Origin of the sequence: Sphingopyxis sp. MWB1, from assembly GCF_000763945.1 — a bacterium.
GTDB lineage: Bacteria > Pseudomonadota > Alphaproteobacteria > Sphingomonadales > Sphingomonadaceae > Sphingopyxis.
Window position 1 is genome coordinate 72,511 of sequence record NZ_JQFJ01000005.1, and the last position, 26,926, is coordinate 99,436.

Sequence of the window (26,926 nt, forward strand, 5' to 3'; positions counted from 1 at the left end):
AATTGTTATTTTTCCGTGCCGGGCTCGCCCGTCTTGGGAAGCTTGCCGTCTTCGATCCGGCCTTCGTTGCGAAAGTCGCGGCCTTCCTGCGCCTTGCGCTTTGCTTCAGGGGAATCGCCATGTTCATAGGACTCTTCCTTCATATAGCCTGCAGCTTCTTTCATCTTTCCTTCGATACTCATCTTCATTCTCCTTTCGTCTTTATCATTTCTATCCGATCAACCGACGACATCGGATGGAGTTGCGCGGTTCGTCGCAATTTTATCTTTTGCGTGACGCGCAACTTCCGCCGCGACTGGGGGTTTGGGGCGGATGACAGCCACCCCCTCTGCCACCGAGCACCGCGACCTTCGCACCGGGCGCTCACTGTGGCTTGACCGGCGGCGTCCTCCGCTGGTGATCGAAACGCTGGACAAGGCGCTGTCGTGCGAATTGCTGGTGATTGGCGCGGGCATTTCCGGCGCGCTGATCGCCGAGCAGATGAGCGATGCGGGGCTGGACGTTGCCATCGTTGACCGGCGCGGGCCGGTGAAGGGATCGACCGCCGCCTCCACGGCCATGCTGCAATATGAGCTGGACACGCCGCTGTCGCTGATGAGCGCGCGCATCGGGCGCGCCCGCGCCGAGGCGATATGGAAACGCTCGCGGCTGGCCGTCGATGCGCTGCGCGAACGCACCGAGCGACTGGGGCTGGCCGATATGGTCGAGGGGGCGACCCGGCCCTCCCTTTATCTGGACGGGACGATATTGGACGCGCGCGGGCTGGCCAAAGAGGCTGATGCGCGCCGCCGCGCAGGTTTCGATGTCGCGCTATTGCCCCCGGCCGAGGTGGAAGCGCGCTTTGGTATCAGGGGACGCCATGCACTCCTCGGCGACGGCAATTATACGGCGGACCCGCGCCAGATGGCCGCGGCTTTTTTGCAGGTCGCCCAAAAGCGCGGTGCTCGGCTGTTCGCGCCCGTCGACATTATCGATATTCGCCCCGATGCCCACGGTGTAACGCTGGCCACCGGAGGCAGGCCAGATATCCGCGCGCGGCATGTCATTGTCGCCACCGGTTATGAGAGGCTGAAATCCATCCCGCGCAAGGGCAACCGCATCATTTCAAGCTGGTCGATTGCGACGCGCCCGCAGCCCGGCGCGATATGGCCCGGCGCGGCGCTGATCTGGGAAGCGTCGGACCCCTATCTTTATATTCGCACCACCCCCCACGGGACGATCATCTGTGGCGGCGAGGATGAGGAATTTGCCGATGAAGCGCGACGCGACGCGCTGATCGACGAGAAGGCCGCGCGCCTGTCGGAAAAGCTGGCGGCGCTGTTGCCGCAGATTGACGCCGCGCCCACCTATGCCTGGGCGGGAAGTTTCGGCAACAGCCCGGTGGGAACGCCGACCGTCGGGCGTATCCCGCGCCTGCCCCATTGCTATGCCGCCATGGGTTATGGCGGCAATGGCATCACCTTTTCGATGATGGCAGCGCAGATATTGCGCGGGGCGATTATGGGTTATGGCGACAGCGATGCGCCGTTGTTCAGCTTTCACCGGAAATTCTAAAGCCGGGTTTAAAGTCCCAGCCGTTTCCAGAAGTCGGAAGCCGACAAGGCGCGCGGCGCGCGGCGGTGGGCATGGCCATGCGACCAGCTCGGGTGCGGCAAGGGCGGGATGGCCAAAGGGCGCGGCTGCTTTTTGGGAGAGGAATTTTTCATGGGATTTGGTCCTTTTCGAACCCCAACCCCATGATATGCCCAAGGTTCCAGCGCGCCCGTGCCGGTCGTCGCATCGCTGCGCCCGGTCGTCGCCGGGGCGCATTCCGCATGGGTCAGCCCTTGAAACCGTCCGCGCGGTAGATTTCCTGCCCGCGGCGATAGACCACCAGTTTTTTGAGCGTCACGGGGTGAAAAAAGGCCTCAATCGCCTGTCCATTGTCGGTGCGGGCATAGACTTCATAGCAATCGCCCGCGACCTGCATCTTGAGCAGGCTCCAGCCTTCGAGCCAGACCTGCTTTTTGAGCTTGTCGATCTTTTGCCATTTGGCGGGCGGGCCGCTTTCGCATTTCACATTGCCGTCGGCATGGGCCGGGGCCGAAAGGCCGAGCGCAAACGCGGCGGCAACACAGGCAAGGCGGCGGGGTGTGATCAGGCGGGTCATGTCATCCTCCCTTTGGTGGTGCGCCCATAAAGGCGCAGGCCCCAGGCAGCAAGAAGCGGGGCGAGATAAAGAAGCGCCGGCACCCAATCCCAAGCGAGCAGCAGCCAATGGATGATCGCTAGCGCAAAGGCGGGGTAAACGAGGCGCTGCATTTGCTTCCACCGGCGGGCAAGGGCGCGCATCGCTCGGTCCGAGCTGATCGCGGCGGGGACGAGCAGCAGAAGCAGCGCGAGCCAGCCGGTCCATATGCCGGGGAGCGCCAGTTCATCCAGCATCGGCGCAAGCGCCCCCATGTCGGCGATATAGAAAATCAGGTGCAGCGAGGCATAGCCAAAGCCTGCGACGCCAAGATTGCGCCGGATCGAAAGCCACGCGCGGAAGAAGCGGTTGACGCCGAAAAAGGCGCTGAGCGGCCCCGGCAAAAGCGCGAGCAGCATCAGCCGCACCGCCATTTCGCCGCTGGGGTGATAAAGCTCCATCGCCAGCGCCGCGCCCGACCACCAGGCCCGCAGCATGAAGGCCGCAGGCACAGCGAGCAGCAGCCAGAGGAGGACGCGCTGCCGCGGCTTCATGGATGCGCCCAGCGCCGCACCAGATTATGATAGACGTGGATCAGTCGGTCGATCTCCGGATCATCCTTTGCCCGGCCCGGCGCCAGCGCGCGGATCGACTGATCGAGATCATAGAGAAGCGCGCGCGCCGAGGCGTCGGCTATGGCGCTTTGTATCCAGCTGATGGCACAGACGCGTTGCCCCCGTGTCACCGGCGCAACCTGATGCAGGCTGCCCGAGGGGTAGAGGACCATATCGCCCGCCGCGAGCTTCACCGCCTGCGCGCCATAGGGTTGCTCGATGATCAGTTCCCCACCGTCATAGCTGTCCGGATCGCTGAGGAAGAGGGTGGCGGAAAGGTCCGAGCGGATCGTCAGATCGGCCTCGGGGAGCCGCATCAGCGCGGCGTCCGAATGGGTGCCATAATGGCCGCCATCCTGATAGAGATTGAAAACCGGCGGCCAGATTCTCTCTGCCAGCGATGCCGAGACAAATTCGGCATGGCGGCCAAGCTGGCCAAGGATGATGGCGCCCAATTTTTGCGCCACCGGATCGCTGCGGCCAAGCTGCAGATTCTGCTTTACCGCGACCGAGCGTGTGCCCGCGCTTGCCGCGCCATCGCGCCAGTCGGCCCCGGCGAGCGCGGTGCGAAACTCGGCGATTTGCGCTTCATCGAGCACGGCTTCGCAAATGATCAGCATCGCATCGGGCCTGTGTCTGCGGGACGGGGCGGGAGGAGAGGAAGCCCCCCTCCCCCCGCGCCATCAATCGGGCTTAGAATTTGCCGGTCAAGGTCAGGGTCGCCCGGCGCTCATCCCCCTTATAGAGGAAATGGCCGCTGCGGTAACCGGCAACATAATAATCCTTGTTGCCGATGTTGGTGACATTGACGCGCGCGCCGATGTGGCGGTTGATGTCGACGCTGGCGAAGGCATCGAAGGTCCAATAATCGGGCACGCGATAGGCATAGACCTGAAGCGCGTCGTCATAGGAGGCCGCATCGTCGGGCTGGCCGGTGAACGTCTGCCCCTTGTAGGTCGCGGTTCCGCCAAAGGCGACAGCATCGGTCAGCTGATAGCGAAGCTGGCCGCTGAACTGGGTATTGGCGAAATTGCTAAGCCGCCGGCCGACCTTGGCGGGATCGTTGGAGGCGAGGATTTCGGAATCCATCAGCGTGAAAGCCGCCTGCGCGAGCAGTTTCGGCGTGATATTGCCGACGAGGCCCAGCTCGATCCCGCGCACGCGGTTCTTGCCCGTGTTGAGCGAGCCGCCGGTTTCATAGCCGCTGCCGGCCGATTCAAACACGTCATCCTTGGTGATCTGGAACGCCGCCGCGGTGAACATGAAACGGTCGTCAAACAGATCGGCCTTCAGCCCCAGCTCATAGCTTTCAGTCGCCTCCGGGCTGCCGTCGCCAATGTCGGTGCCGTCGCCGACGCAAACGCCGCCATAGCCGCAATTGCCCCCGAGGTCGGATTCGCCGCCATTGATGTCCTTGGCCGTGCCATAGTTGAAGTAGAGATAGACTTCCTCCATCGGCTTCACCCCGACGCCGCCATGGGCGTTCCACAGCGTGTCGCTGTAGCGATAGGGGGTCAGCGTCCCGCCCGAGAGGATGATATTGCTGTAGCTGAAGGCGTCCATACGCACGCCGCCATGGACCGAGAGCCAGTCGGTGAAGTCGATGGTGTCCATCGCATAAACCGACAGGGTTTCGACCTTCCAGTCGCTGTCGACGGGGCCGCGCGTAATCTCGCGCTGGATCAGATTGTGGATCTGGTCCTGCCCGAACAGCAGGTTGCGGTTGGCGTCGGTGATGCAATAGGCCGGCGCGGGGCCGCCACGACCGGCAACGACGCAGTTGGTCGCGCCTTTGGCGGCGAGATTATAGGTGCCGTTCGCAACCTTCAGGTTCGAATATTCGGTGCCGACGATCACATTATGCGTGAAGGCGCCCGCGGTGAATTCGCCAATCAGGTTGAACTGGTTGACGAAATATTTGACGTCCTGATTGCCCTGATGCGTGCTGAGCGTCAGCGGGCCATAGGTGTCGGTCGCGGGTTCATAAGCGCCGCCGCGAAGACCGGTGAGGACATAGCCGTTCGACGTGGTGCCATAGCGCGTCGAATTGACCAGCGTGAAACCCTCGAACGGGGTGATGTAGATGCGGCCCGTGACGGCATCGACCTTGCTGTCGAGGAAATCTTCTTCCTGGGCATAGTTGGGCACATCGTTCCAGGGCTTGTGGACGACAACATCATTGGGACCGGTGCCGGTCGGGCGCGGCATATAGCCGCCAAGGTCGGGCATGTCCTTGGCCGTCAGATGATAATAATCGACGACGACTTCGATCACGTCGCTGGGCTTGAAGGCGGCGGAAAGCGCGGCGCCATAGCGTTTGCGGTCCGAGAAATTGCGGTTCGGCGCTTCATTATAGCCATAGAGCAGATTGGCGCGTACCGCGAGCGTGTCCGTCAGCGGCACATTGCCGTCGAGCGTCACGCGATAATAATCATCGGTGCCGATCCCGGCGTCGATGCGGCCGAACATATAGTCGGTGCTGGCCTTTTTGGTGATCGAGTTGACCGCGCCGCCGGTCGATCCGCGCCCCGCAAAGGTCGAGCTGGGGCCCTTGGTGATTTCGATCTGGTCGACGGCAAATGTTTCGCGGGTCGTCATGCCGGGATCACGAAGCCCGTCGACGAACACGTCGCTGCGCGCTTCATGGCCGCGAATGATATAGCGGTCGCCAAAGGCATTGCCATTTTCGCCGGTGCCGATGGTGACGCCGGGGACATTGTCGAGCACATCCTTGAGATCGGTCGCGCCCTGCTCCGCAATCTGGGTTTGGGTAATCACCTGGATCGTCTGCGGCGTTTCCGACAGGGGCTTTACGCGGCGGATGTCACCCGAAATGCGCGCCTTATAGGGGGAGCCCGGCTGGACATAGGGATTCACGTCCGCCGTCGCATCCTCGATCGTCAGCGTGTCGAGTGTGACCTCCTCGCTCGCGCTCGCCTGCTGGGCCTGGGCGGGCATGGCCGCGAGCGCGACGCCGAGGCCCGCGACGCCGGCAGCGGCGGCAAAGCGCGACTGCCGCAGGCTGAGCGGACGAATGACCCCTGTTGCGTGCTTCTTCATCAATTATCCTTTCGTTGTTTCATTTCGTGCGGAGGGAGTAGTCGATGGGCAGCGAGAGGGTGACGCTGTCCTTGTTCATGGATTTGGGAAAACGCGGGAGCGGCGCGACCCGCTGAAGCAGGTCGAGCGTCGCCTGATCGAGCAGCGCATGGCCGCTGCTGCGCTTGATCGACGCGCCGCTGATCGCCCCGTCGCTGTGGACGGTGAAGCGCACCGTGACGACGCCTTGCTGGCGCGCCTTCTTCGCCTCTGACGGATAGGTTTTCTTGCGGTTAAGATGCCCGCTGAGGAGCGAGAAATAATCGGCTTCTTCCTTACGCGCCCGGGGATCATTGCCGGGCGTCGCGGACGGATCCCCCACCCTGTCGGCGGGGGCGGGCGGCGCAGCAATGGAAGGCGCGGGGGCAGCAGCCGCAGCGAACGTCGGGGGCGCCAGCGGGACCGGCGCGCGCATCGGCACGGGTCGCGGCGCGGCAGCGACGACTTCGCGCGGGAGGGGGGCCGCAACCGGCGGCGCTTCGACGCGGGGAAGCATTTGCGGGGTCGGCGTGGGCAGGCTGGGGCTGGGCGTCGCCGGAGCCGCGGCGGGGGCCACAGCGGGGGCAGCGAGCGGCGGCAGTTCGACCAGAACGACCGGTTCCAGTTCGACCGGCGGGGGCGCATCGGAATGAGCCGCCAGTATGAGGCCGCCCACCAGCACATGCCCTGTCAGCGCCGCCGCGCCGCCCATAAGCCAATGGCCGGGGATACGGGGCGCTGCCACCATGGCCATCAGCGCGGCGCCTCTGCTCCGGTCGCCGATTCCGCGCCGACCAGCGCGACCTGGACATAGCCAGCCGCACGCAGCGCATTCATCGCCTGCATCACTTCGTCATAGCTGGTGACCTTGTCGGCGCGCAGGAAGATGCGCTGCTCGCGGTCTTCCCCGGTCGCGCGCACCACCTCCATGCCCAGCGTGTCGAGCCGCACTTCCTCTTCATTCACCAAAATCCGGCCATCGGCCTGGATCGAGAGATAGACGGGATTGTCGGGCTTGGCCGCCGGCCTGGCGTTGGAAACGGGCAAGTCGACCTTGACATCAACGGTGGCCAGCGGGGCGGCGACCATGAAGATGATCAGCAGCACGAGCATGACGTCAATGAACGGCGTCACGTTAATCTCGTGCGCGACCGCCAGATCTTCGCTGTCGGAGGCGAGCCGGAGCGCCATGATTTACGCCTTTCCCGCGCCGAGCGTGCCGCGGCTGAGATCACGCGAGACGAGGCGGAGCAGCGCGGCGGCGCTGTCGGCCACTACAGCGCGGTGGGCGGCAATCTGGCGCGCGAAGTGATTATAGATGACGACGGCGGGAATGGCGGCGACGAGGCCCAGCGCCGTTGCGAGCAGCGCCTCTGCAATCCCCGGTGCGACGACGGCAAGATTGGTCGTCTGTTTTTCGGCAATGCCGATAAAGCTGTTCATAATGCCCCAGACGGTCCCGAACAGGCCGACAAAGGGTGCCGTGGCGCCGATGGTGGCGAGGATGGTCACGCCCTGCGTCGCCTTGCGCGCCCAGCGCGCTTCATAACGGTCGAGTCGCGAAACGAGCCGTTCCTTCAGCCCTTCGGGGTCGCCCAGCGCATCGGCAGACTGGGCAATCTCTGCCTCTGCCTCACGCAGCAGCGGGCTGGAGCGAAGCGGTGCAGCCACATCATCAAGCGACGCTGCCCCTTCGAGCGCGGCGCGGGTCGCCTCCACATCGCGGCGCGCGCGCGCCAGTTCGAAATGTTTGGCGACCAGCACGGTCCAGGTGATGATCGACGCGATCAGCAGGCCGATCATCACCAGTTTTACCACCCAGTCCGCCTGAGCGAACATGCCCCAGACGCTGAGATCATGCGGGATGGCAGGCGCGGCCATGTCGACGGGGGCGGGTGCGGCAGCCCATGCGGCGCCAAACGGAACCAGCGGTGCGAGTGTAAAAAGGGCGCGAAGAGGCGGCTTCATTCGGGCGATTCTTTCCTGTTGCGGTGGAGCGCGCGATATGCGTGCGCCGACGCTAATGCAAGTGATTTGCAATTATAAAAGTAGCGGAAAGTGAATTTTCCGGTCGCTGTTGCCGCAAAGTCGCGGTGTGAAGCCCGGCATAAGGGGGAGGCTGTTCAGCGCAGCGAAAGCGTCCGCCGCCTATCCCCTCGGCGAATACACCGCGCCGAACCCGTGCGATTCGCGCTCTCGCGAGTCGCTTTGCCTGTCGCGAAGTGAAGGATGATGCTCATGCCCCGTTGGACGCTTGCTGCCCTGCCTCTGGTTGCGCTTGCCGCGCCGCTTCCCGCTGTGGCCGCCGAACCCGGCCTTGAACGCGCCGCAGAGACGCTGAACGACCCCGCGACGCAAGACCGCATCGCCGACGCGATGGGGACATTGGTCGGAGCATTGATGCAGGTGAATATCGGTCCGCTCGCCGAAGCGGTCGCGAAAATCGACCCCGATTCCGATGCCGCCTATCTGCCCGCCGATGCGACGCTGGGCGAAATGGCCGGGCGCGACGCGCATGATGCGGAACGCACCGCCGATCAGGTGCGCCAAGGCGCCCGTGTGGCCGGACAGGCTGCGGCAACGCTGGTGACCTATGCTCCCATTTTGAAAGAGATGGCGAGCGACATGATCGCACAAATGGCCCGGCAGACCGCCGCGCCGCGCGATTAAGCCAACAGAGTAACGAAAGAATCCCCTGCTCCGCCGCGCAGCCCCGCTATAGGCGTTGCGCGCGCGGGGTGGGCCTCCTATGCCCAATCCATGTGGCAGCTTTATCAATTCCCCCTCTGTCCTTTTTCCCGCAAAATCCGGCTCCTTCTTGGCGAGAAGGGCGTGGGTTACGAACTGCTGCGCGAATCGCCCTGGGAACGGCGCGACGAATATATCGCGCTGAATCCCGCCGGCCGCACGCCGGTGATGGTGGATGATACGCGCGGGCAAGTGCTGATCGACAGCAATGCCATCGCCGAATATTTCGAAGAAACGGTCGATGCCAAGGCGATGATCAACGGCACGGCGGTGCAGCGCGCCGAAATTCGCCGCCTGGTCGCATGGTTCGACCAGGAATTTTATTATGAAGTCACCGGGCCGCTGCTGTTCGAACGGATGCAGAAGCGGATTGTCCACCGTCAGCCCCCCGACGCGGGCGCGCTGCGGGAGGCGATGCGCGCGGCGAACCAGCATCTCGACTATATCGACTATCTGATCGACCACCGCACTTGGTTGGCGGGCGCGACGATGAGCCTCGCGGATCTGGCCGCCGCCGCGCATATTTCGGTCGCCGATTATCTGGGCGGGATCGACTGGACGGGGCATGAGCAGACCAAGGGCTGGTATTCCGGGTTGAAGTCGCGGCCCAGCTTCCGGCCCCTGCTCGGCGAGCGGATGGAATTGATCGCGCCGCCCTCCTACTATGAAGATGTGGATTTTTGACGCGCCACGGAAAGTAAAACTTTCCGAAGCGTCATCCCCCGCCTTCGCGGCGGCGACAGGGACTTGGCAGCTTCAGCCGTGGCGCGCGGCGATCAGATAGTTGAGCGCCTGACTGCCGCCGAGTTTGAAACCCCGGCTGGCCGAAGGCGCAAGGCCGGTGCGGTCGATGACCCTCAGACCGACCTCCTCCATCAACGCCTCCAACTCTTCGGGGCGGAGGAACTTGTCCCAGTCATGCGTGCCGCGCGGCACCGCGCCGAAGCGCTCAGCAGCCTCGACAAGCAGGATTTTGGACGCCGCCGTGCGATTGGGGGTCGAGAGGATCATCAGCCCGTCCGGCCCGAGGCGCGCCGCGAGGCCCGCCAGAAAAGCCGCGGGATCGGCGACATGTTCGATCACTTCCATCGAGGTGACGAGGTCGAAGGTCGCGCTTTCGCCCCCCTCTGTATCGAGATCAGCCAATTCGCCTGCGAAATAGTCGATGGCGAGCCCCTGCCCCGCGGCATGGGCGCGCGCCGCGCCGATATTTTCGGGCGCCGCATCGACCCCGGTGACCGCCGCGCCCATACGCGCCAAGGGCTCGGTAAGCAGCCCGGCGCCGCAGCCGACATCGAGCGCGCTTTTCCCCGCAAGTGGATGACGTTCACGCGCGTCGATATGCCAATGGGCGTCAATCTGTTCGCGAATATAGGAAAGCCGCACCGGATTCAGCCGATGCAGCATCGCCGACGAGCCCTTCGGGTCCCACCAGTCGGCAGCGAGCGCGCCAAAATGAGCGGCTTCATTCGGATTGATCGTCGCGATATTCATAACATAATCCGTGCCACTCCCGGCCCCGGCGCGCAAGAAATTTGCGCCGCATACGTCAGCGCGCTTGCCAACCCCCTTGCCCTTCCCTAACAGCCGATCGCCGCAGAATCCTAAGGAAAGTTGCGGCGGAAACCAGTTTGAAGAGGCAGGGCGCATGGCACGGATCGTGATGAAATTCGGGGGCACGTCAATGGCGGGCACCGAGCGGATTCGCACCGTGGCGAAACTGGTCGCGCGCGAAGTCGCCGCCGGCAATGAGGTGGCGGTGGTCGTGTCGGCCATGGCGGGCGAGACCGACCGGCTGGTGGGTTTCTGCCGCGAGGCCAATCCGCGTTATGACCCGGCCGAATATGATGTGGTCGTCGCATCGGGCGAACAGGTAACATCGGGGCTGCTCGCGCTGACCTTGCAGGCGATGGGGGTCCCCGCGCGCAGTTGGCTCGGCTGGCAATTGCCGATCCGCACCGAAGAGGCCCACGCCCGCGCACGCATCATCGACATTGATACGGGTGCGCTGTCGGCGGCAATGGCCAAGGGCGAGGTGGCGGTCATCCCCGGCTTTCAGGGGCTGATGGACGATGGCCGGGTCGCGACGCTGGGCCGGGGCGGGTCGGACACCAGCGCGGTTGCCGTTGCGGCAGCCGTTAAAGCCGACCGCTGCGACATTTATACCGATGTCGATGGCGTTTATACCACCGACCCGCGCATCGTCGCCCGCGCGCAAAAGCTCGATTATGTCACCTATGAAGAAATGCTCGAACTGGCGAGTGTCGGGGCCAAGGTACTTCAGACCCGTTCGGTCGGGCTGGCCATGAAGGAAGGCGTGCGCGTGCAGGTGCTTTCCAGCTTTGTCGAAGGCGACGAAGCCCCGAAAAAAGGCACGATGATCGTCAGCGACGAGGAAATTGAGGAACATCAGATGGAACGGCAGCTCATCACCGGCATCGCTCATGACAAGAATGAAGCGAAAATCATCGTTACCCGTGTGCCCGACCGGCCGGGCGGCGTTGCCAATATTTTTGGCCCACTGGCCGCTGCCGGCATCAATGTCGATATGATCATCCAGAATGTCGGCCGCGACAAGGGCGAGACCGACGTGACCTTTACGGTTCCCGCCGCCGACCTGATCCGGTCCATCGACATGCTGGAAGCGGCAAAGGAAAAGATCGGGTTCAACCGCGTAATCAGCGACGACAAGGTCGCGAAGATTAGCGTTGTAGGCGTCGGCATGAAGAGCCATGCCGGGGTGGCGAGCACCATGTTCCGCGCGCTGGCCGATCGCGGCATCAATATTCAGGCGATTTCCACGAGCGAGATCAAGGTCAGCGTCCTGATCGACGAGGATGAAACCGAACTCGCGGTGCGCGTGCTCCACACTGCCTATGGGCTGGACGCCGACTGAGGATCAGGACATAGCGGTAACGGGCGATAGCCGACAGGCGTCGCCCCGGGGGAGCCGCATTTGCCTGCCCTGTATTGCTCGTGTAATACGGCCTCAGGCATGACCGCATCCGACCACCCCCTGTTCCGCGATCCCCCGCCGCCAGCCGAGGAAGTGCCGCTGGCCCAGGCCGGGATGGACGGTGCGTCCATTCCACCGGCCGAATCGCGCTGGCGCAAGCGGATGCGCTGGGTCGGGCGCGGCTTTGCGGCGCTGGCAATATTGCTGATCTTGCTGATCGGCTGGCTGGCGGTAACCGCGCCGTTGTCCAAATCGCTGGAGCCGATCGCACCGCCACAGATCACGCTGCTCGCCGCCGATGGTACCCCCATTGCTCGGCGAGGGGCGATTGTCGAAAAGCCGGTCGAGGAGGCCAAGCTGCCGCCCCATGTCAAACAGGCGTTTCTGGCAATCGAGGATCGGCGCTTTTACAGCCATTGGGGCATTGACCCGCGCAGCATCGGGCGGGCGCTGTGGAGCAATGTGACGGGCGGGCCGACCCAGGGCGGCAGCACCATCACCCAGCAGCTCGCCAAATTCACCTTTTTAAGCCCCAAACGCACATTGGGGCGCAAGGCGCGCGAGGCAATGATCGCGCTGTGGCTCGAGGCGTGGCTGACCAAGGACGAAATCCTCGAACGCTATTTATCCAACGCCTATTTCGGCGATAATACTTATGGCCTGCGCGCGGCGTCGCTGCATTATTTCTATCGCCAACCCGAAAATCTGACCCGCGCGCAGGCAGCGATGCTGGCCGGGCTGGTGCAGGCGCCATCGCGCCTTGCGCCCACCAAAAATCCCAAACTAGCCGAGCAACGGATGAAGCTGGTGCTCAACGCGATGGTGGCGACCGGCGCGATGACCGCTGCCGAAGCGCGCGCGACGCGCACCCCGGCGATTGATGTGCGGCGGCGCAGCGACCTGCCCACCGGCACCTATTTTGCCGACTGGGCGCTGCCCGAAGCACGCAAGCTGAGCGATGTCGGCTATTCGCGCCAGACGATCCGCACCACGCTCGACAGCCGGTTGCAGGGCATTGCCCGGCGCGTCACCGCACGCGCACCGCTGGGCAAGGCGCAGGTGGCGCTGGTCGCCATGCGCCCCGATGGCGAAGTGGTGGCGATGATCGGCGGGCGCGATTATGCCAAATCGCCCTTCAACCGCGCGACGCAGGCGAAACGCCAGCCGGGATCGACCTTCAAGCTGTTCGTCTATCTCGCGGCGCTGCGCGAAGGGTGGAAGCCCGAGGACCGCATCGACAATCGCACGATTGAAGTCGGCGGCTATCGCCCCAAAAATGCCGGCGGGCGCTATTCGCCGTCGATCTCGATGGAAGATGCCTTTGCCCAGTCGAGCAATGTCGCCGCCGTGCGCCTGTTCCGCGATATCGGCGATGAAGCCGTGATCCGCGCGGCGCGCGATCTGGGCGTAACATCAAAGCTGCCCAAGGGCGATCCGAGTATGGCGCTGGGCACATCGACGATGACGCTGATGGAGCTGACCGCTGCCTATGCGGCCGTCGCCGCCAATGCCTATCCGGTCGAACCGCGCGCCTTTGAAGCCGAGCGTAAAAACTGGTTCGAGCGGGTCTTTTCCGGCCCCGACAGCTTTGGGCGCCGCGAGCATCAGGCGATGGAGCGCATGCTGCGCGCCGCCGTCAATCGCGGTACGGGGCGCGCGGCGCGCCTGTCGGTGCCCAATTATGGCAAGACGGGGACGACGCAGGATAATCGCGATGCCCTGTTCGTAGGCTATGCCAATGGGCTGGTCGTCGGCGTGTGGATCGGCAATGACGATAACAGCCCGCTGAAAGGCATTTCGGGCGGCGGCCTGCCCGCGCGCATCTGGCGCGATTTCATGACCGAGGCGTCCGGGCGGGCCCGGCCCAGCGCGCCCAAGCCCGCGGCCAATCCGCGCGGTCCGGTTCAGCCGCTCGACGTGCCGGACGTCAGCGACATTCCCATCGGCGACAACAGCAGCATCGGCATACGCGATGGCGAGGCGGTGCTACGCGCCGAGATTGGCGGGACGCAGATCGACCTGCGCCTGCCGGTCGATGGTCAGGCCGCGCGGGCGGGAGGCGCGGGAAGCGGAACGCCCGCGCCCAACCCCTCCCCCGCGCCGATCGTGACGGTAACCCCCGGCCCGGCGACGCGGAACGAGTGAAATTTCGCTGTTCTCTCGTCCGTCGCCGCGATAGTTTGGCGGCGATGACTCTTCTGCTTTTCCGGCCTTGTCTGCCGTTTCGCCTGTCTGAGCCGCTTCATGCTTTTGCCAAGGCTGCGCCATGCTAAGCGTCGAAGCCCATGAAGCACAGCCCTGGCCTGCCGACCAAGACTGGACCGCGCTCGCCGACGAAGCGGTGGCGGTTGCGCTCGGCCTCACCCCCTATGCCGACCTCGCCCATGCTGCGCCGCTGGTCGAAGTTTCGGTGCGGCTGAGCGATGATGCCGAGGTGCAGGCGCTCAACCGCAATTTTCGCGGCAAGGACAAGCCCACCAATGTCCTGTCTTTTCCGCAAGTGCAGGATGATCTGCTCGAAAGCCTGTCGAACAGCGACGATGGCGAGATATTGCTGGGCGATATCGTGCTGGCGCGCGAGACCTGCGCCCGCGAGGCAGAGGAAAAGGGCATAAGTCTCGTCGATCATGCCGTGCATCTGATGGTGCATGGCACGCTGCATCTGGTCGGTTATGATCATCAGGACGAAGTCAGCGCGGCAGCGATGGAAGCTTTGGAAGTGAAAGCACTTGCATCGCTGGGCATCGCCAATCCATATGAGCGACTGGATTGATCAAGGAAACCATAGCATCATGCCCGACGACCAAGGGTCTTCGAACCGATCGGAAGAGGACAGTAGTAGAAGCGGCCTTTTCGCCAGCCTGAAAACACTGCTGTTCCGCACCAATGGCGAACCCTCGCTGCGCGAGCAGATTGAGGACGTCATCGACGAAGCCGAGGATGAAGAAAGCACACCCCGGCGCAAAAACAATCTGGTCGGCGACCTGTCCCCCATCGAACGCAAGATGGTTCGCAACCTTCTGCACTTTGGCGAGCAAACGGTTGATGATGTTGCGGTGCCGCGCGGCGAGATTATCGCCGTGCCGGAAACCGCCAGCTTTGCCGAAATCGCCGCCCTGTTTGTCGAGGCCGGCCATAGCCGCTTTCCCGTCTATCGCGAGACGCTGGACGAAGTAATCGGCATGATCCACGTCAAGGATGTGTTCGCGGTGCTAACCGAGGGGCGCGAGCCCCCGCCGCTTCTCGACCTGTTGCGTCAGCCGCTTTACGTTCCCGAATCGATGGGCGTGCTCGACCTGCTCGCTGAAATGCGAGCGAAACGCACGCATCTGGCCATCGTCATCGACGAATATTCGGGCACCGAAGGGCTGGTGACGTTCGAGGATCTGGTCGAGGAAATCGTCGGCGAGGTAGAAGACGAGCATGATGATGAGCCAACCGCGCTGTTCACCGCGATGGACAATGGCTGCTGGGAAGCCGATGCACGCGCCGAACTCGACGATATCGGCGAAGCCATCGACGCGCGGCTGGCCGAGGTGGAGGAAGATGTCGAAACCTTGGGCGGCCTCGCCGCCGTGCTAGCGGGCCATGTGCCGCAGGTGGGCGAATGGCTGAAACATCCAAGCGGCTGGCGCATCGAGGTGACCGAAGCCGATGAGCGGCGGGTCCACCATCTGCGCCTGCATCCGCCGGTCGAGGTCGATCCTGAAGCGCCGATCGAGCGCCCCGAGGGCTTTTGACGCGATTGCCTTTGCTGGGCCAAGCGATTAGCGAGGCTTCAATGGACATCACCGATCTGCGCATCGCCCTGTTCAGCGGCAATTATAATATGACCGTCGATGGCGCGAACAAGGCGCTGAATCGCCTTGTCGGCTATTTGCTGGCCAAGGGCGCTTCGGTGCGCGTCTATTCGCCCACCGTCGACGACCCCGATTTCGAACCCACGGGCGATCTGGTGAGCGTGCCCTCGGTCGCCATTCCGGGGCGCAGTGAATATCGCATTCCCCTGTCGCTATCGTCGCGAGTACGCGAGGATCTGGCGCGCTTTGCGCCCAATATTGTGCATATTTCCAGCCCCGACCGCGTGTCGCGGCAGGCCGCTGCCTGGGCGCGGCGGCGCCATGTTCCGGTCGCCTGTTCGGTGCACACGCGCTTTGAAACCTATTTCCGCTATTATAATCTGTCTTTCCTTGAGCCGCTGTGCGTCGCCTGGCTGCGGCGTCTTTATCGCCGCTGCGACGCGCTGATCGCGCCGTCGGAAAGCTTTGCGCAGGTGCTGCGCGAACAGCGGATGAATTATGACATCGGCATCTGGACGCGCGGGGTCGAGCGCGACATTTTCCGTCCCGACCGGCGCGACACAAGCTGGCGGCGTAGCTGGGGCCTCGCCGACGACACCCCCGTCATCGCCTTTCTGGGGCGGCTGGTGATGGAAAAGGGGCTCGACGTTTTCGCCGACAGCATCGAGGCGCTCGAACGGCGCGGCGTGCCCCATGATGTGGTCGTCATCGGCGAAGGCCCGGCGGGCGACTGGTTCGAATCGCGCCTGCCCCGCGCCAAATTTGTCGGCTTTCAGGGCGGCGAAAATCTCGCCCGCGCGCTCGCCTCCTGCGACATGCTGTTCAACCCGTCGGTCACCGAAACCTTTGGCAATGTCACGCTGGAGGCCATGGCGTGCGGCCTGCCGGTCGTCGCCGCGCGCGCGACGGGCAGCGCGAGCATCGTCAAACATGGCCAGACGGGCTTTCTGGTCGAGCCGGGTTCCATCTCCGCCTTTGCCGATGATCTGGAGCTTTATTGCCGCGACACCGCACTGCGCCACAAACATGGCGCGGCGGCGCGCGAGGAAAGCGCCGCCTATCAATGGGATGCGATTAACCAGGCGGTTGCCGACACTTATTTGCGGTTGATCCGGCAAAAACAGCGGCGCGGCTGATCATGGCCGGCGACCTGTTCGCTGACGATCCCGTCCCGCCGGCCTCCGAAACCGGCGATGGCGCCATGCCGCTCGCCGAGCGGCTGCGCCCGCGCCGCCTTGCCGATGTGGTCGGGCAGGAACATCTGACGGGCGATGAAGGCGCCATCGGGCGCATGGTCGCGGCGGGGCAATTATCCTCGATGATCCTGTGGGGTCCGCCGGGCACCGGAAAGACCACTATCGCACGCCTGCTCGCCGAAGCGGTGGGGATGCGCTTTGCGCCCCTGTCGGCGGTTTTCTCCGGCGTCGCCGACCTCAAGAAAGCCTTTGCCGAGGCGGAGAAAATGGCAAGCGCAGGCAAGCGCACGCTCTTGTTCGTCGACGAGATTCACCGCTTCAATCGCGCGCAACAGGATGGCTTTCTGCCCTATGTCGAGCGCGGCACCGTGGTGCTGGTGGGGGCGACCACCGAAAATCCCAGCTTCGCGCTCAACGCCGCGCTGCTCAGCCGCGCACAGGTGCTGGTGCTCCACCGGTTGGGCGAGAAGGCGCTGTCCACTTTGGTCGCGCGCGCCGAGGCCGAGGTCGACCGCCCCCTGCCCGTCACCGATGCGGCGCGCGAGGCGCTGGTCGCCAGCGCCGATGGCGATGGCCGCTTTCTGCTCAACCAGGTCGAGACACTGTTCGCCGCCGCCATAGAAGAACCGCTCGACGCCCCCGCGCTCGCGCAATTTCTCCACCGGCGCATGCCCGTTTACGACAAGGATCGCGACGGTCATTATAATCTGATCTCCGCTTTTCATAAGGCGCTGCGCGGATCGGACCCGCAGGCGACGCTTTACTGGCTGGCGCGGATGCTGGTGGCGGGGGAAGACCCGCTTTATCTGGTGCGCCGTCTGGTGCGGATCGCCAGCGAGGATATCGGCCTCGCCGACCCGCAGGCGCTCGTCCAATGCCTCGCCGCCAAGGATGCCTATCAATTTCTCGGCTCGCCCGAAGGCGAATTGGCGATTGTGCAGGCCTGTCTTTATTGCGCCACCGCCCCCAAATCCAATGGCATCTATGTCGCGCAGAAAGAGGCGTGGAAGGCCGCGCGCGAAACGGGATCGCTGTCACCCCCCGCCCATATATTGAACGCGCCCACCGGGCTGATGAAGGATTTGGGTTATGGCGCGGGCTATCGCTATGACCATGATGCGCCCGACGGATTTTCGGGCGATGATTATTGGCCCGAGGAAATGGACGCGCGGGAATTTTACCGCCCGGTCGATCGCGGCTTTGAAAAAAGGGTCGCCGAACGGCTCGCCTGGTGGGAAGAACGGCGGCAGGAACGACGCGCCGAACGCGAGCGATAACCAGCAGGGGGAGATGAGAAGATGGCGCAGCGCATGAAAGAACCGAACAGGCGCAAGGCCGCACACGGTTTGGCAAAGCTCAGCGGCATAGCCGCCTTGCTTTTCGCCCTGTCCCCCGCCCCGCCGCTGGCCGCCGCCGAGATTGATCCGGCCCTCGCGCGCGCCTGGGCGGCGGGCTATCGCGCCGCTTTCACCTGCTCCTCGCTCTGGAATGGCGCGGGCAAGCCGCTCGCGGCCATCGAGCGCGACGAGCTGACGCATATCTATCCCGAAATCGAAGCGCCGATGCGTGAGCTGAAGGCCGAGGTTGACGCGACGAAGCACCGGGTGACGGTGCGCTATCGCGCCGACATGCCGCCGCGTATCGCGCAGTGGACCGGCGATGAAGGCTGCGTCACCTTCCCCATCGGGACGAGCATCGACGCCGTCGATCCGCGGGCGATCGAGGCGAAGCCGGTGTCGCGCGCGCGGATCAACACGCATCGCTGGCCGATGGGCGATGCCGATGCGTTCGCGGACATGGTGGGCCCCCATTCCCCCTTTGCCCTGCTTGGCGATGATGTCGCAGCTTTTGGCGGACGCACCAGCTCGCTCTTGATCGTCAAGGACAGGAAGATCGTGCTGGAGCGCTATTATAATGGCCATGGCCCCTATGTGGCGCAGCGTACCTTCTCGGTCGCCAAGTCGATGGCCGCGACGCTCGTCGGCCATGCCGTGGATCGCGGTCAGTTCGATGTGAAGGCCCCCGCGCTGATTGCCGAGTGGCAGGCGCCGGGCGACCCGCGCGCCGCGATCACCACCGAGCAATTGCTGCGTATGGCGAGCGGGCTTACCAGCGATACGGCGGGCAACCGCACCGACGCCATTTACATGGGCGGCGCATCGGTGCGGCAATGGACGACGCAATGGCCGCTTCTGAACCCGCCGGGCAGCGAGTATCGCTATGCCAATAATGACACATTGCTCGCGACCCTGTCGTTAAAGGCCGGGCTTGCGCGCGCTGGTCAGCGCCTTGACCCCGCAGCCTTTTTTGACCGGCTGGGGATGACGCGCACCTTTGTCGAGGCGGACGCGCAGGGCGATTATATCCTGTCGAGCCAGGTATGGACGACCGCCCGCGATCTCGCGCGGCTCGGCCTCCTCTATCAGAATGACGGGCTGTGGCGGGGTGAACGCTTGCTGCCCCCCGGATGGCGCGATTTTGTGACGGCGCCCATCGGACCGCAGCCCGATGGCCCCTTTGGCTATGGCGCCGGTTTCTGGCTGCTTAACGCTTCGCCCGGCATTCCCGCCGATGCGTTCGGGGCCTTTGGCAATCGCGGCCAATATATGGTCGTCATCCCCTCGCGCCGCCTGATCGTCGTGCGGCAAGGCTATGATGATAGCAAAGAACGGCTCGACATCGCCGCCCTCGTCCGCGCGGCGGTCGAGGCCGATGCGGGCGTCGCCAATCAGCCTGCCGGATAGCGTTCGAAGCTGGGCATATCGCCCAGCTTTTCCATCCAGCCGATGCGCTCGGCGGTCTGTATCTGTACCCTTGCCGGGATCAGGTCGGGATCGTCGAGCGTCGCCGTTTGAACGTCGATCATGCCGGGGAAGATCACGTCATTGGTATAGAAAAGCCCGGTGCCGCAATCGCCGCAGAAATGGCGGCGGCCATCGGCGGAGGATTCATAAATGCGCGGCGTCCCTTCTACCTCAAGCACATCCTGGCTGACGAGGCCCCAGCCGACCATCGGCGCGCCGGCATGGCGGCGACAGTCGGTGCAATGGCACAGCGCATGATGTTCCACCGTCACCGGCATGGAATAGCGGATTTTTCCACAATGGCATTGGCCGCTGGCGCGCTCGCTCGAATCATTCATCACCATTCTCCCTGCTTAGAAAGAGAACATAATGGAAACATCGAGCAAAAAGCAATTACCTTGGACGTAAGATATTTCAGTCGCCCAGATCGACGCCCTTGCGTTCGGCCCAGGCCTGATATTGACCGCGCGGGTCGCTGGTCGGATGCGCCAGCATCGAAGGCATGGCCGCGCGCAACTCGCCAAGGTGAAGCGAGCGGATCATCGCCTTGACCGGACCGACCCCGGCGGGGGTGATCGACAACCGGTCGATCCCGACGCCGAGCAGCGCCATCGCCTCCAGCGGACGCCCCCCCATTTCGCCGCAGACGCCAAGCTGAACCCGGCTGCCCGCCACCAGCTTCACCACCCGCGCGATATAACGCATCACGATGGGCGACAGCCAATCATAGCGTTCGGCCAGGCGCGGATGAGCGCGGTCGGCGGCAAACAGAAATTGCGTCAGATCATTGGTGCCGATCGAAAGGAAGTCGAGATGCGGCAGCATCAGGTCGAGCGTTTCGATCAGCCCCGGCACCTCCAGCATTGCGCCATAGCGCACCGCGATGGGCAATTTCTTATTATGCTGTTGCAGCCATTCGCGCTGGCGCACGAACAGAGCGCGCGCGGCTTCATATTCCCAGGGTTCGGAGACCATGGGGAACATGACGTTGAGCGTGCGGCCCGCCGCCGCTTCCATCAGCGCGCGCGCCTGAACCTTCAGCAGTCCTTCGCGTTCCAGAGCGAGACGCAGCGCGCGCCAGCCCATGGCGGGGTTTTCTTCGTGTTCGGCATTTTCCACCTTCATATAGGGGAGCGCCTTGTCCCCCCCGATATCGACGGTGCGAAAGATAACGGGGCGCTCACCCGCCGCGTCGAGAACGTCGCGATAGAGCCGCTGCTGCCGTTCGCGCTGCGGCAGCGTCGCCGACACAAGAAACTGAAATTCGGTGCGGAACAGGCCGATACCGCGCGCGCCGGTGAGGTCGAGCGCCGACACATCCTCGCGCAGCCCGGCGTTGATCATCAATTCGATCTGAATGCCGTCCTGGGTAACCGCTGGCAAATCGCGCAAGCTGGCCAGGCTGGCGCGCCGTTTTTGCGAGGCCTGATGCTTGGCCTCGAACGCATCCTGCACCGCCTGGGCCGGGCGAACATGCAGCGTGCCCGCCGACGCGTCGAGCAGCAGCAAATCGCCCTCGCGGATCGAGGTGCGCACCGACCGGACACGTCCCAGCACCGGCACGCCCATCGCGCGCGCGACGATGATGACATGGGCGGTGAGCGAGCCTTCCTCCAGCACCACGCCTTTCAGGCGCCGCCGATCATATTCGAGCAGTTCGGCGGGGCCGAGGTTGCGGGCGATCAGGATCGAATCCTGCCGCAGTCCCATTTGCGCCGCCGTGCCCATCTGGCCCGAGACGATGCGGATCAGCCGGTTCGACAAATCCTCCAGATCGTGCATCCGGTCGCGCAGCAGCGGATCGTCAATCTGGCGCATCCGCATGCGGGTGCGCTGCTGTACGCGCTCAATCGCTGCCTCTGCCGTCAGGCCGCTGTCGATCGCCTCGTTGATGCGGCGCGACCAGCCTTCGTCATAGGCAAACATCTTGTAGGTTTCGAGAACCTCCTCATGCTCGCCGCCGACGCCGAATTCGGCCTGGCTCGCCATGCGGTCAATCTGTTCGCGCATCTTGTCAAAGGCGGCATAGACGCGGTGGCGTTCGGCTTCGACATCGTCGGCGACCGTATGTTCGATGGTGATGCGCGGCTGATGAAAAACAGCGATGCCCGCGCCCATGCCATCGACCAGCTTCTGCCCGCTCAACCGCTGTGCCGACTGGTCCGCCGCCGCCGCATCGAGCCGCGCCGCATCGTCCACCAGATCGGCATTGGCAATGAGTTCGGAGAGAACCATCGCCACCGTCTGAAGGGTTTCTATCTCGATATCGTCATAGCGGCGCGGGTCGGTGTGCTGGACGCAGAGCACCCCCACCGCCCGTTCGCGCCGGATGATCGGCACCCCCGCAAAGCTGTGGAACAGGTCCTCGCCGGTTTCGGGGCGATAGGAAAAGTCCGGGTGGGCGGCGGCCTCATCGAGGTTCAGCGTTTCAATCTGGTCGGCGATCGTCCCGACCAGCCCCTCGCCGAGCGCCAGCCGGGTGACGTGCACCGCCTCCTGATTGAGGCCGCGCGTCGCGAACAACTCCAGCGCCCCTTCGCGAAGGAGATAGATGGAACAGACCTCGGTATTGAGGCATTCGCCGATGATTCCGACGACCTGGTTGAGCTTTCCCTGCGCATTGGTGCGCGAAGCCATAACCTCGTGCAGGCGCGTCAAAATGGTGCGCGCCGACTGGGCGGCAGTGGTGGGAGGAGGTGGCGGGCTGCTCATCGTCAGCAACCGCTAACAGATGCAAGGGAGCAACGCTATTCCCGCCACAAAATTCTTCCCCTGTCGATCGCCCGCCTTAACCTTCGTTGGGTGAAGCCGTGCCTTCGGCTGCCGCGCTTGCGCCCGCAGGATCGACCGGACCCGCGGCACCGGTCGGCAGCGTCGCCCCCATGCCCGCCGGCAGGGCGGTGCCAGTCGAAGGTGTCGCATATTGCCCATATAGCGCACCATATTTGGTGTCCCAAGCGACCACATCGGCCTGATATTTGGCATAGGCTTCATAAAAATCGTGGAAAGGCTCGTCGAGCCGCGCCAGCAGGGCAGGCGCCTGTTCCACAATCTGCGCTGCCGGGGTTGTCGAGACAAGCTGGGCGATCTCATTGGCGCGCGGACAAAAGGCGCGCTGCGCCGGCGGCTGAGCGAAATAGTTGAACAATTGCGTCGACATACGGTCGCGCGCGGCCACCCCATTGGTGCCGGTTTCCTTGCTCAACTGGCTGATGACCGCCTTTTCGGTCGCGCGGATCGTCTTTGCATGATTTTTGATAATATCATTATAGGCCGCGACCAGCGTTGGCTCTTCCACGCCGCGACAGCCGATGGCCGCGACATTCAAGCCAATCTTGAGCTGCCAATAGGCGCGGTCACCCGTCACATTGCTGTTGGCCGTGACAAAACGACCCTCGACATCACGCGCGGGCAGAATTTGCGTTAAGGAGGCATTGCCGGGCGGCAGAGGCCGGGGCGGAATCACCTCGGGCTCCGGCGGCGGCGGGGGTGGCGGCGGCGGCGGCTTGGGCGCACAGGCGGCGACCGTGGCCAGCAGGCCTGCAATGATGATTTTGCGCGACAAATTCATGATCTTCTCCCCAAGCGCTTTACCATGCGCCCTCAGCCTCGTGCGTGCAACGCCGCTTCGGCCTGTTGCACCAAAGTTGCGATGATCTCTGCAGCGGATTCTTCCTGCGTTACCATGCCGACAGATTGCCCTGCCATTAACGAGCCATTTTCGACGTCGCCGTCGATCACCGCGCGCCGCAGGGCGCCCGCCCAATAATGTTCGATTTCAAGCTGCGCTTCGCCCATATCGACTTGACCGCTGTCCAGCATATTGGCGACTTCGCGCTGCTTGGCAGTAAAAGCCTCGGTGCCCGCATTTTTGAGCGCGCGCACCGGAATGACCGGCAGGCGCGGGTCGATCTGGACACTCGCCACCGCTTCGCGCGCCGAGGCCCGCATGAAGGCTCTTTTGAAATTGGGATGGGCGATGCTTTCGGTCGCACAAACAAAACGAGTGCCCAGTTGAACCCCTGAGGCTCCCATTTCGAGATAGCCCGCAATGGCCTCACCCCGGCCGATGCCGCCCGCTACGAAAACAGGGACGTCACCGGCAAGTACCGGCAATATTTCCTGCGCCAATACGCTGGTCGAAACGGGGCCGATATGACCGCCCGCTTCCATGCCCTCGATCACCAGCGCATCGACGCCCGAGCGCACCAGTTTTTTGGCGAGCGCCAGCGTGGGCGCGAAACAAATGACCTTGGCGCCCGATTGCTTGATCGCTTCGAGACTCCCCTTGGGAGGCAAGCCACCCGCGAGCACGACATGGCCGACGCCATGTTTGGCGCAAATGGCGATCAGATCGAAAAGCTGGGGGTGCATGGTGATTAGATTGACGCCAAAAGGACGGCTGGTCAGCGCCTTGGTCCCGGCAATCTCCGCATCCAGCAATTCAGGTGTCATCGCGCCGCACGCAATCACCCCGAAACCGCCCGCATTGCTGATCGCACTGACCAGATTTCGCTCCGAAACCCAGCTCATCGCCCCGCACAATATGGCATATTCGCTGCCGAGAAGCTCAGTTCCCCGCGCCATGAGTTCGTTCATCTTTGTCATCACCTTGCGCCTTTGCCAGCAGAGGCGCGCGCGCGCAATCCATTGCCGCCGCGCTTTGTCGCAAGCGGGTCGTTTCGGCGGCTCTGGATCGGCGCCCGGAGCACAAGACAAAGGAAAAGGGCCACCCAGAACCGGGCAGCCCTTCCTTATCGGCGACAATGAAGCCGCCTTATCAGATCGCTTGTCAGCGCTGATAGCTTTGGTCGTCGCGATCCTCACGCGCTTCGCCGTTCGCGCCTTGCTGACGCGCTTCGTCCTGCTCGTCACGCTCGGCTTCTTCGCGCTCCCGGTCGCTCTCGCTGCGTTGGCGCTGTTCCTGCTGCATATTTTCAGCCGCATCATTGGGCTGGCGTTCGCGATTCTGGTCGAAATTCTGTTCGGGGTTATTCGCCATTGCTCTTCTCCTTGTCATCACGGAAAGGGGGGACCGTGATAGAAGAGGAACCCCTTGGCTGGTCGGCATGTTTCCTAAGCAGAGAGGCATTAGCGCCGGAGCGTGTGCCATTTGCGACAGCCATTTAGTAATCGCCCCAGTCGATGACTGACTTCAGCATAATTGGTTATGCCGATTTCAACGAAGGGTCTAACCTGCCTCTACCAACGAAAGGATGGACGTGCGACAATATCAGACGTTCATGGAGCCCTTTGCCCTCGCCAATTCTGGCAGCGCGCGCCGCTCCTTTATCCTTTCCAGCATTTCGGACGAAGGGAGAGACTGAATGAACGTCGAAAGCAAATGCCCCTTTTCAGGGACCGAGGTCCGTTCCTTTTGGGGACGGCAAAATCGCGACTGGTGGCCCGACACGCTCGACCTTTCGGTTTTGCAGAGCGGCAGCCGCTCGATCGACCCGATGGGGGCCGATTTTGACTATGCCCAGGCTTTCAAGTCGCTGGACTATGCCGCGCTGAAAGCTGACATCAAGGCGCTGATGACCGACAGCCAGGATTGGTGGCCTGCCGATTATGGGCATTATGGCCCCTTTTTCATCCGCATGGCATGGCACGCAGCAGGCACCTATCGCACCGGCGACGGGCGCGGTGGTTCGTCGAGCGGACAGCAGCGTTTCGCGCCGCTGAACTCATGGCCCGACAATGGCAATCTCGACAAGGCGCGGCGCCTTTTATGGCCGATCAAGCAGAAATATGGCGACAAGATCAGCTGGGCCGATTTGTTCATCCTGACCGGCAATGTCGCGATTGAATCGATGGGCGGCCCGGTGCTGGGTTTCGGTGGCGGCCGCAAGGACGTTTATGAGCCCGAAACCGTCTATTGGGGCACCGAGGAGCTGTGGGTCGACCAGGGCGTCGAAACGCGCATCATTCCCGATGAGGGCAAGGCGCTCGAAAATCCGCTCGCCGCGATCCAGATGGGGCTGATCTATGTCAATCCCGAAGGGCCGGGCGGCAACCCCGACCCGCTGCAATCGGCACGCGACATGAAGGAAACCTTCGCGCGCATGGCGATGAATGACGAGGAAACCGTCGCCTTGACTGCGGGCGGCCACGCCTTTGGCAAATGCCATGGCGCAAAGCCGGCGGAGAATTTCGGCTCCGGCCCCGAAGCGTCGGCGCTGGAACTGATGGGTTTCGGCTGGCTGACCGACAAGGATGAGATCGGCCATGGCCATATCACCACATCGGGGCTGGAAGGAAGCTGGACCCCCAATCCGACCCAATGGGGCGGCGACTATTTCCGCCTGCTCTTCAAATATGACTATGAGCTGGTGAAGAGCCCCGCGGGCGCGCAGCAGTGGCAGCCCGTCAATCCTGATCCCGAGGATATGGCCCCCGACGCGCGCGATCCGTCGAAAAAAGTGCCGACGATGATGACCACCGCCGACATGGCGCTGAAGATGGACCCCGATTATCGCAAGATTTCGGAACGCTTCCGCGACGATCAGGCGGCGCTCGACGATGCCTTTGCCCGCGCCTGGTTCAAGCTGACCCACCGCGACATGGGACCCAAGGTCCGCTACCTCGGTCCCGAAGTGCCCGATGAAGTGATGATCTGGCAGGACCCCGTTCCCGCGGGAAGCAAGCCGTCGGACAGCGCGGTCGCCGATTACAAGGCGAAGGTGCTCGACAGCGGCCTCACCGTTGCGGAACTGGTCAAGGCAGCCTGGGCCTCGGCCTCCACCTATCGCAATTCGGACCATCGCGGCGGCGCCAATGGCGGGCGCGTCCGGCTGGCGCCCCAAAAGGACTGGGCGGTCAATGATCCGGCTGAACTCGCCAAGGTGCTGGGCAAGCTCGATACGCTGCGCGGGGACCTGTCGATGGCCGACGCCATCGTTCTTGCCGGGGCGGCGGCAATTGAAAAGGCGGCTAAGGCGGGCGGCTATGATGTCAGCATCGCCATATCGACCGGGCGCGGCGACGCGAGCGAGGCCGATACCGACGCCGAAAGCTTTGAGCCGCTGGAACCCTTTGCCGATGGTTTCCGCAATTACCTCAAGACCAAGGCACAGGTGAAGACCGAGGAAATGCTGGTGGACCGGGCCGACCTGCTGGGCCTCACCATCCCCGAAATGACCGCGCTTCTGGGCGGGATGCGGGTGCTGGGCGCGGTCACCGGGAACAAGGATCATGGCGTCCTGACCGACCGGCCGGGCACATTGTCGAACGATTTCTTCGTCAACCTGCTCGACATGGGCACCGAATGGAAGGTGGTCGATGAAAGCGGCGATGAGGAATTTCTCGGCACCTGCCGCAAGACCGGCGAAAAGAAATGGCATGCCACGCGCACCGACCTGGTCTTTGGCGCCAATTCGCAGCTTCGCGCCATTTCCGAAGTCTTTGCCGAAAGCAGCGGCGCACAGCGCTTTGTCGACACCTTCGTCCGCGCCTGGACCAAGGTGATGGACGCCGACCGCTTCGATCTCGCCTGACGCCATAGCCCCCTTGCGCGCGATCTTGCCGTTCGCGAGGGGGCTTTTCCGCCCTGTTGGCGGGCTC

25 protein-coding genes are annotated in these 26,926 nt (G+C 63.5%); 11 read left to right on the top strand and 14 right to left on the bottom strand.

Going from position 1 to position 26,926, the window contains the following annotated elements; all coding sequences use genetic code 11:
* Nucleotides 1-5 precede the first annotated feature (5 nt).
* Nucleotides 6-182 (bottom strand): hypothetical protein, encoded by a 177-nt coding sequence (locus tag JV18_RS15520; RefSeq protein WP_200879121.1) that lies wholly within the window; start codon nt 180-182, stop codon nt 6-8.
* A 130-nt stretch (nt 183-312) separates the two neighbouring features.
* Between JV18_RS15520 and JV18_RS0113500 the strand changes: the two genes are divergently transcribed.
* The gene (locus tag JV18_RS0113500) at nt 313-1,554 is read left to right on the top strand and encodes an NAD(P)/FAD-dependent oxidoreductase (RefSeq protein ID WP_033075493.1); all 1,242 of its coding nucleotides are present in this window, start codon (nt 313-315) and stop codon (nt 1,552-1,554) included.
* A 265-nt stretch (nt 1,555-1,819) separates the two neighbouring features.
* On the opposite strand, the gene JV18_RS0113505 is transcribed toward JV18_RS0113500, so the two are convergent.
* The 7 genes from JV18_RS0113505 to exbB form a co-directional block, all read right to left on the bottom strand.
* Entirely contained in the window at nt 1,820-2,149 is a 330-nt protein-coding gene (locus JV18_RS0113505; protein ID WP_052072270.1) for a PepSY domain-containing protein, read from the bottom strand.
* A complete protein-coding gene (locus tag JV18_RS0113510; protein WP_033075494.1) occupies nt 2,146-2,721 on the bottom strand; it encodes a ferric reductase-like transmembrane domain-containing protein in 576 nt (191 codons plus the stop codon). Before JV18_RS0113510 ends, JV18_RS0113505 begins: the two co-directional genes overlap by 4 nt.
* A complete protein-coding gene (locus JV18_RS0113515; protein ID WP_033075495.1) occupies nt 2,718-3,401 on the bottom strand; it encodes a Fe2+-dependent dioxygenase in 684 nt (227 codons plus the stop codon). Before JV18_RS0113515 ends, JV18_RS0113510 begins: the two co-directional genes overlap by 4 nt.
* A 73-nt stretch (nt 3,402-3,474) precedes the next feature.
* On the bottom strand, nt 3,475-5,841 hold the full coding sequence (locus tag JV18_RS0113520; RefSeq protein WP_033075496.1) for a TonB-dependent receptor: 2,367 nt from the start codon (nt 5,839-5,841) through the stop codon (nt 3,475-3,477).
* A 19-nt stretch (nt 5,842-5,860) separates the two neighbouring features.
* On the bottom strand, nt 5,861-6,613 hold the full coding sequence (locus tag JV18_RS14770; protein ID WP_144243983.1) for an energy transducer TonB: 753 nt from the start codon (nt 6,611-6,613) through the stop codon (nt 5,861-5,863).
* On the bottom strand, nt 6,613-7,050 hold the full coding sequence (exbD, locus tag JV18_RS0113530; protein ID WP_033075497.1) for a TonB system transport protein ExbD: 438 nt from the start codon (nt 7,048-7,050) through the stop codon (nt 6,613-6,615). Before exbD ends, JV18_RS14770 begins: the two co-directional genes overlap by 1 nt.
* A 3-nt stretch (nt 7,051-7,053) precedes the next feature.
* On the bottom strand, nt 7,054-7,827 hold the full coding sequence (exbB, locus tag JV18_RS0113535; RefSeq protein WP_052072273.1) for a tonB-system energizer ExbB: 774 nt from the start codon (nt 7,825-7,827) through the stop codon (nt 7,054-7,056).
* 270 nt (nt 7,828-8,097) lie between these two features.
* Here exbB and JV18_RS0113540 point away from each other — a divergent pair, with 270 nt between their 5' ends.
* Together JV18_RS0113540 and JV18_RS0113545 are read left to right on the top strand one after the other, a co-directional pair.
* On the top strand, nt 8,098-8,529 hold the full coding sequence (locus JV18_RS0113540) for a hypothetical protein (RefSeq protein WP_033075643.1): 432 nt from the start codon (nt 8,098-8,100) through the stop codon (nt 8,527-8,529).
* A 90-nt stretch (nt 8,530-8,619) separates the two neighbouring features.
* The gene (locus JV18_RS0113545) at nt 8,620-9,291 is read left to right on the top strand and encodes a glutathione S-transferase family protein (protein ID WP_033075498.1); all 672 of its coding nucleotides are present in this window, start codon (nt 8,620-8,622) and stop codon (nt 9,289-9,291) included.
* Between the two features lie 72 nt (nt 9,292-9,363).
* On the opposite strand, the gene ubiG is transcribed toward JV18_RS0113545, so the two are convergent.
* Nucleotides 9,364-10,101, bottom strand: coding sequence for a bifunctional 2-polyprenyl-6-hydroxyphenol methylase/3-demethylubiquinol 3-O-methyltransferase UbiG (gene ubiG / locus JV18_RS0113550; RefSeq protein ID WP_033075499.1), 738 nt, complete (start codon nt 10,099-10,101; stop codon nt 9,364-9,366).
* 154 nt (nt 10,102-10,255) lie between these two features.
* Here ubiG and JV18_RS0113555 point away from each other — a divergent pair, with 154 nt between their 5' ends.
* The 7 genes from JV18_RS0113555 to JV18_RS0113585 all read left to right on the top strand — a co-directional run bounded on the left by JV18_RS0113555 (nt 10,256) and on the right by JV18_RS0113585 (nt 19,303).
* Nucleotides 10,256-11,503: an aspartate kinase gene (locus JV18_RS0113555; RefSeq protein ID WP_033075500.1), complete on the top strand. Its 1,248-nt coding sequence runs from the start codon at nt 10,256-10,258 to the stop codon at nt 11,501-11,503.
* Between the two features lie 99 nt (nt 11,504-11,602).
* Nucleotides 11,603-13,708, top strand: a complete 2,106-nt coding sequence (locus JV18_RS0113560) for a transglycosylase domain-containing protein (RefSeq protein WP_081944860.1) — start codon at nt 11,603-11,605, stop codon at nt 13,706-13,708.
* Between the two features lie 121 nt (nt 13,709-13,829).
* On the top strand, nt 13,830-14,336 hold the full coding sequence (gene ybeY, locus JV18_RS0113565; protein ID WP_033075501.1) for an rRNA maturation RNase YbeY: 507 nt from the start codon (nt 13,830-13,832) through the stop codon (nt 14,334-14,336).
* Nucleotides 14,320-15,303 carry a hemolysin family protein gene (locus JV18_RS0113570; RefSeq protein WP_443027804.1) on the top strand — a complete coding sequence of 328 codons (984 nt, stop codon included), beginning with the start codon at nt 14,320-14,322 and terminating at the stop codon, nt 15,301-15,303. The genes ybeY and JV18_RS0113570 overlap by 17 nt, the downstream gene beginning before the upstream one ends.
* Nucleotides 15,304-15,344: 41 nt before the next feature.
* The gene (locus tag JV18_RS0113575) at nt 15,345-16,499 is read left to right on the top strand and encodes a glycosyltransferase family 4 protein (protein ID WP_033075502.1); all 1,155 of its coding nucleotides are present in this window, start codon (nt 15,345-15,347) and stop codon (nt 16,497-16,499) included.
* Nucleotides 16,500-16,501: 2 nt separating this feature from the next.
* The gene (locus tag JV18_RS0113580; RefSeq protein ID WP_033075503.1) at nt 16,502-17,836 is read left to right on the top strand and encodes a replication-associated recombination protein A; all 1,335 of its coding nucleotides are present in this window, start codon (nt 16,502-16,504) and stop codon (nt 17,834-17,836) included.
* Nucleotides 17,837-17,869: 33 nt separating this feature from the next.
* A complete protein-coding gene (locus JV18_RS0113585) occupies nt 17,870-19,303 on the top strand; it encodes a serine hydrolase domain-containing protein (RefSeq protein ID WP_081944878.1) in 1,434 nt (477 codons plus the stop codon).
* Here the strand turns inward: JV18_RS0113585 and JV18_RS0113590 are convergent.
* From JV18_RS0113590 to JV18_RS0113610, 5 genes are all read right to left on the bottom strand, one after another.
* A complete protein-coding gene (locus JV18_RS0113590) occupies nt 19,288-19,701 on the bottom strand; it encodes a GFA family protein (RefSeq protein ID WP_033075504.1) in 414 nt (137 codons plus the stop codon). The genes JV18_RS0113585 and JV18_RS0113590 overlap by 16 nt on opposite strands.
* 76 nt (nt 19,702-19,777) lie before the next feature.
* Nucleotides 19,778-22,075, bottom strand: a complete 2,298-nt coding sequence (gene ptsP, locus JV18_RS0113595; protein WP_033075647.1) for a phosphoenolpyruvate--protein phosphotransferase — start codon at nt 22,073-22,075, stop codon at nt 19,778-19,780.
* A gap of 76 nt (nt 22,076-22,151) precedes the next feature.
* Nucleotides 22,152-22,934 (bottom strand): hypothetical protein, encoded by a 783-nt coding sequence (locus JV18_RS0113600; RefSeq protein ID WP_235303492.1) that lies wholly within the window; start codon nt 22,932-22,934, stop codon nt 22,152-22,154.
* 32 nt (nt 22,935-22,966) lie between these two features.
* Nucleotides 22,967-23,971, bottom strand: a complete 1,005-nt coding sequence (locus tag JV18_RS0113605) for an NAD(P)H-dependent flavin oxidoreductase (protein WP_033075505.1) — start codon at nt 23,969-23,971, stop codon at nt 22,967-22,969.
* A 184-nt stretch (nt 23,972-24,155) separates the two neighbouring features.
* The gene (locus JV18_RS0113610) at nt 24,156-24,365 is read right to left on the bottom strand and encodes a hypothetical protein (RefSeq protein ID WP_033075506.1); all 210 of its coding nucleotides are present in this window, start codon (nt 24,363-24,365) and stop codon (nt 24,156-24,158) included.
* 325 nt (nt 24,366-24,690) lie between these two features.
* Here JV18_RS0113610 and katG point away from each other — a divergent pair, with 325 nt between their 5' ends.
* Nucleotides 24,691-26,859 carry a catalase/peroxidase HPI gene (gene katG / locus JV18_RS0113615; RefSeq protein WP_033075507.1) on the top strand — a complete coding sequence of 723 codons (2,169 nt, stop codon included), beginning with the start codon at nt 24,691-24,693 and terminating at the stop codon, nt 26,857-26,859.
* Nucleotides 26,860-26,926 lie beyond the last annotated feature (67 nt).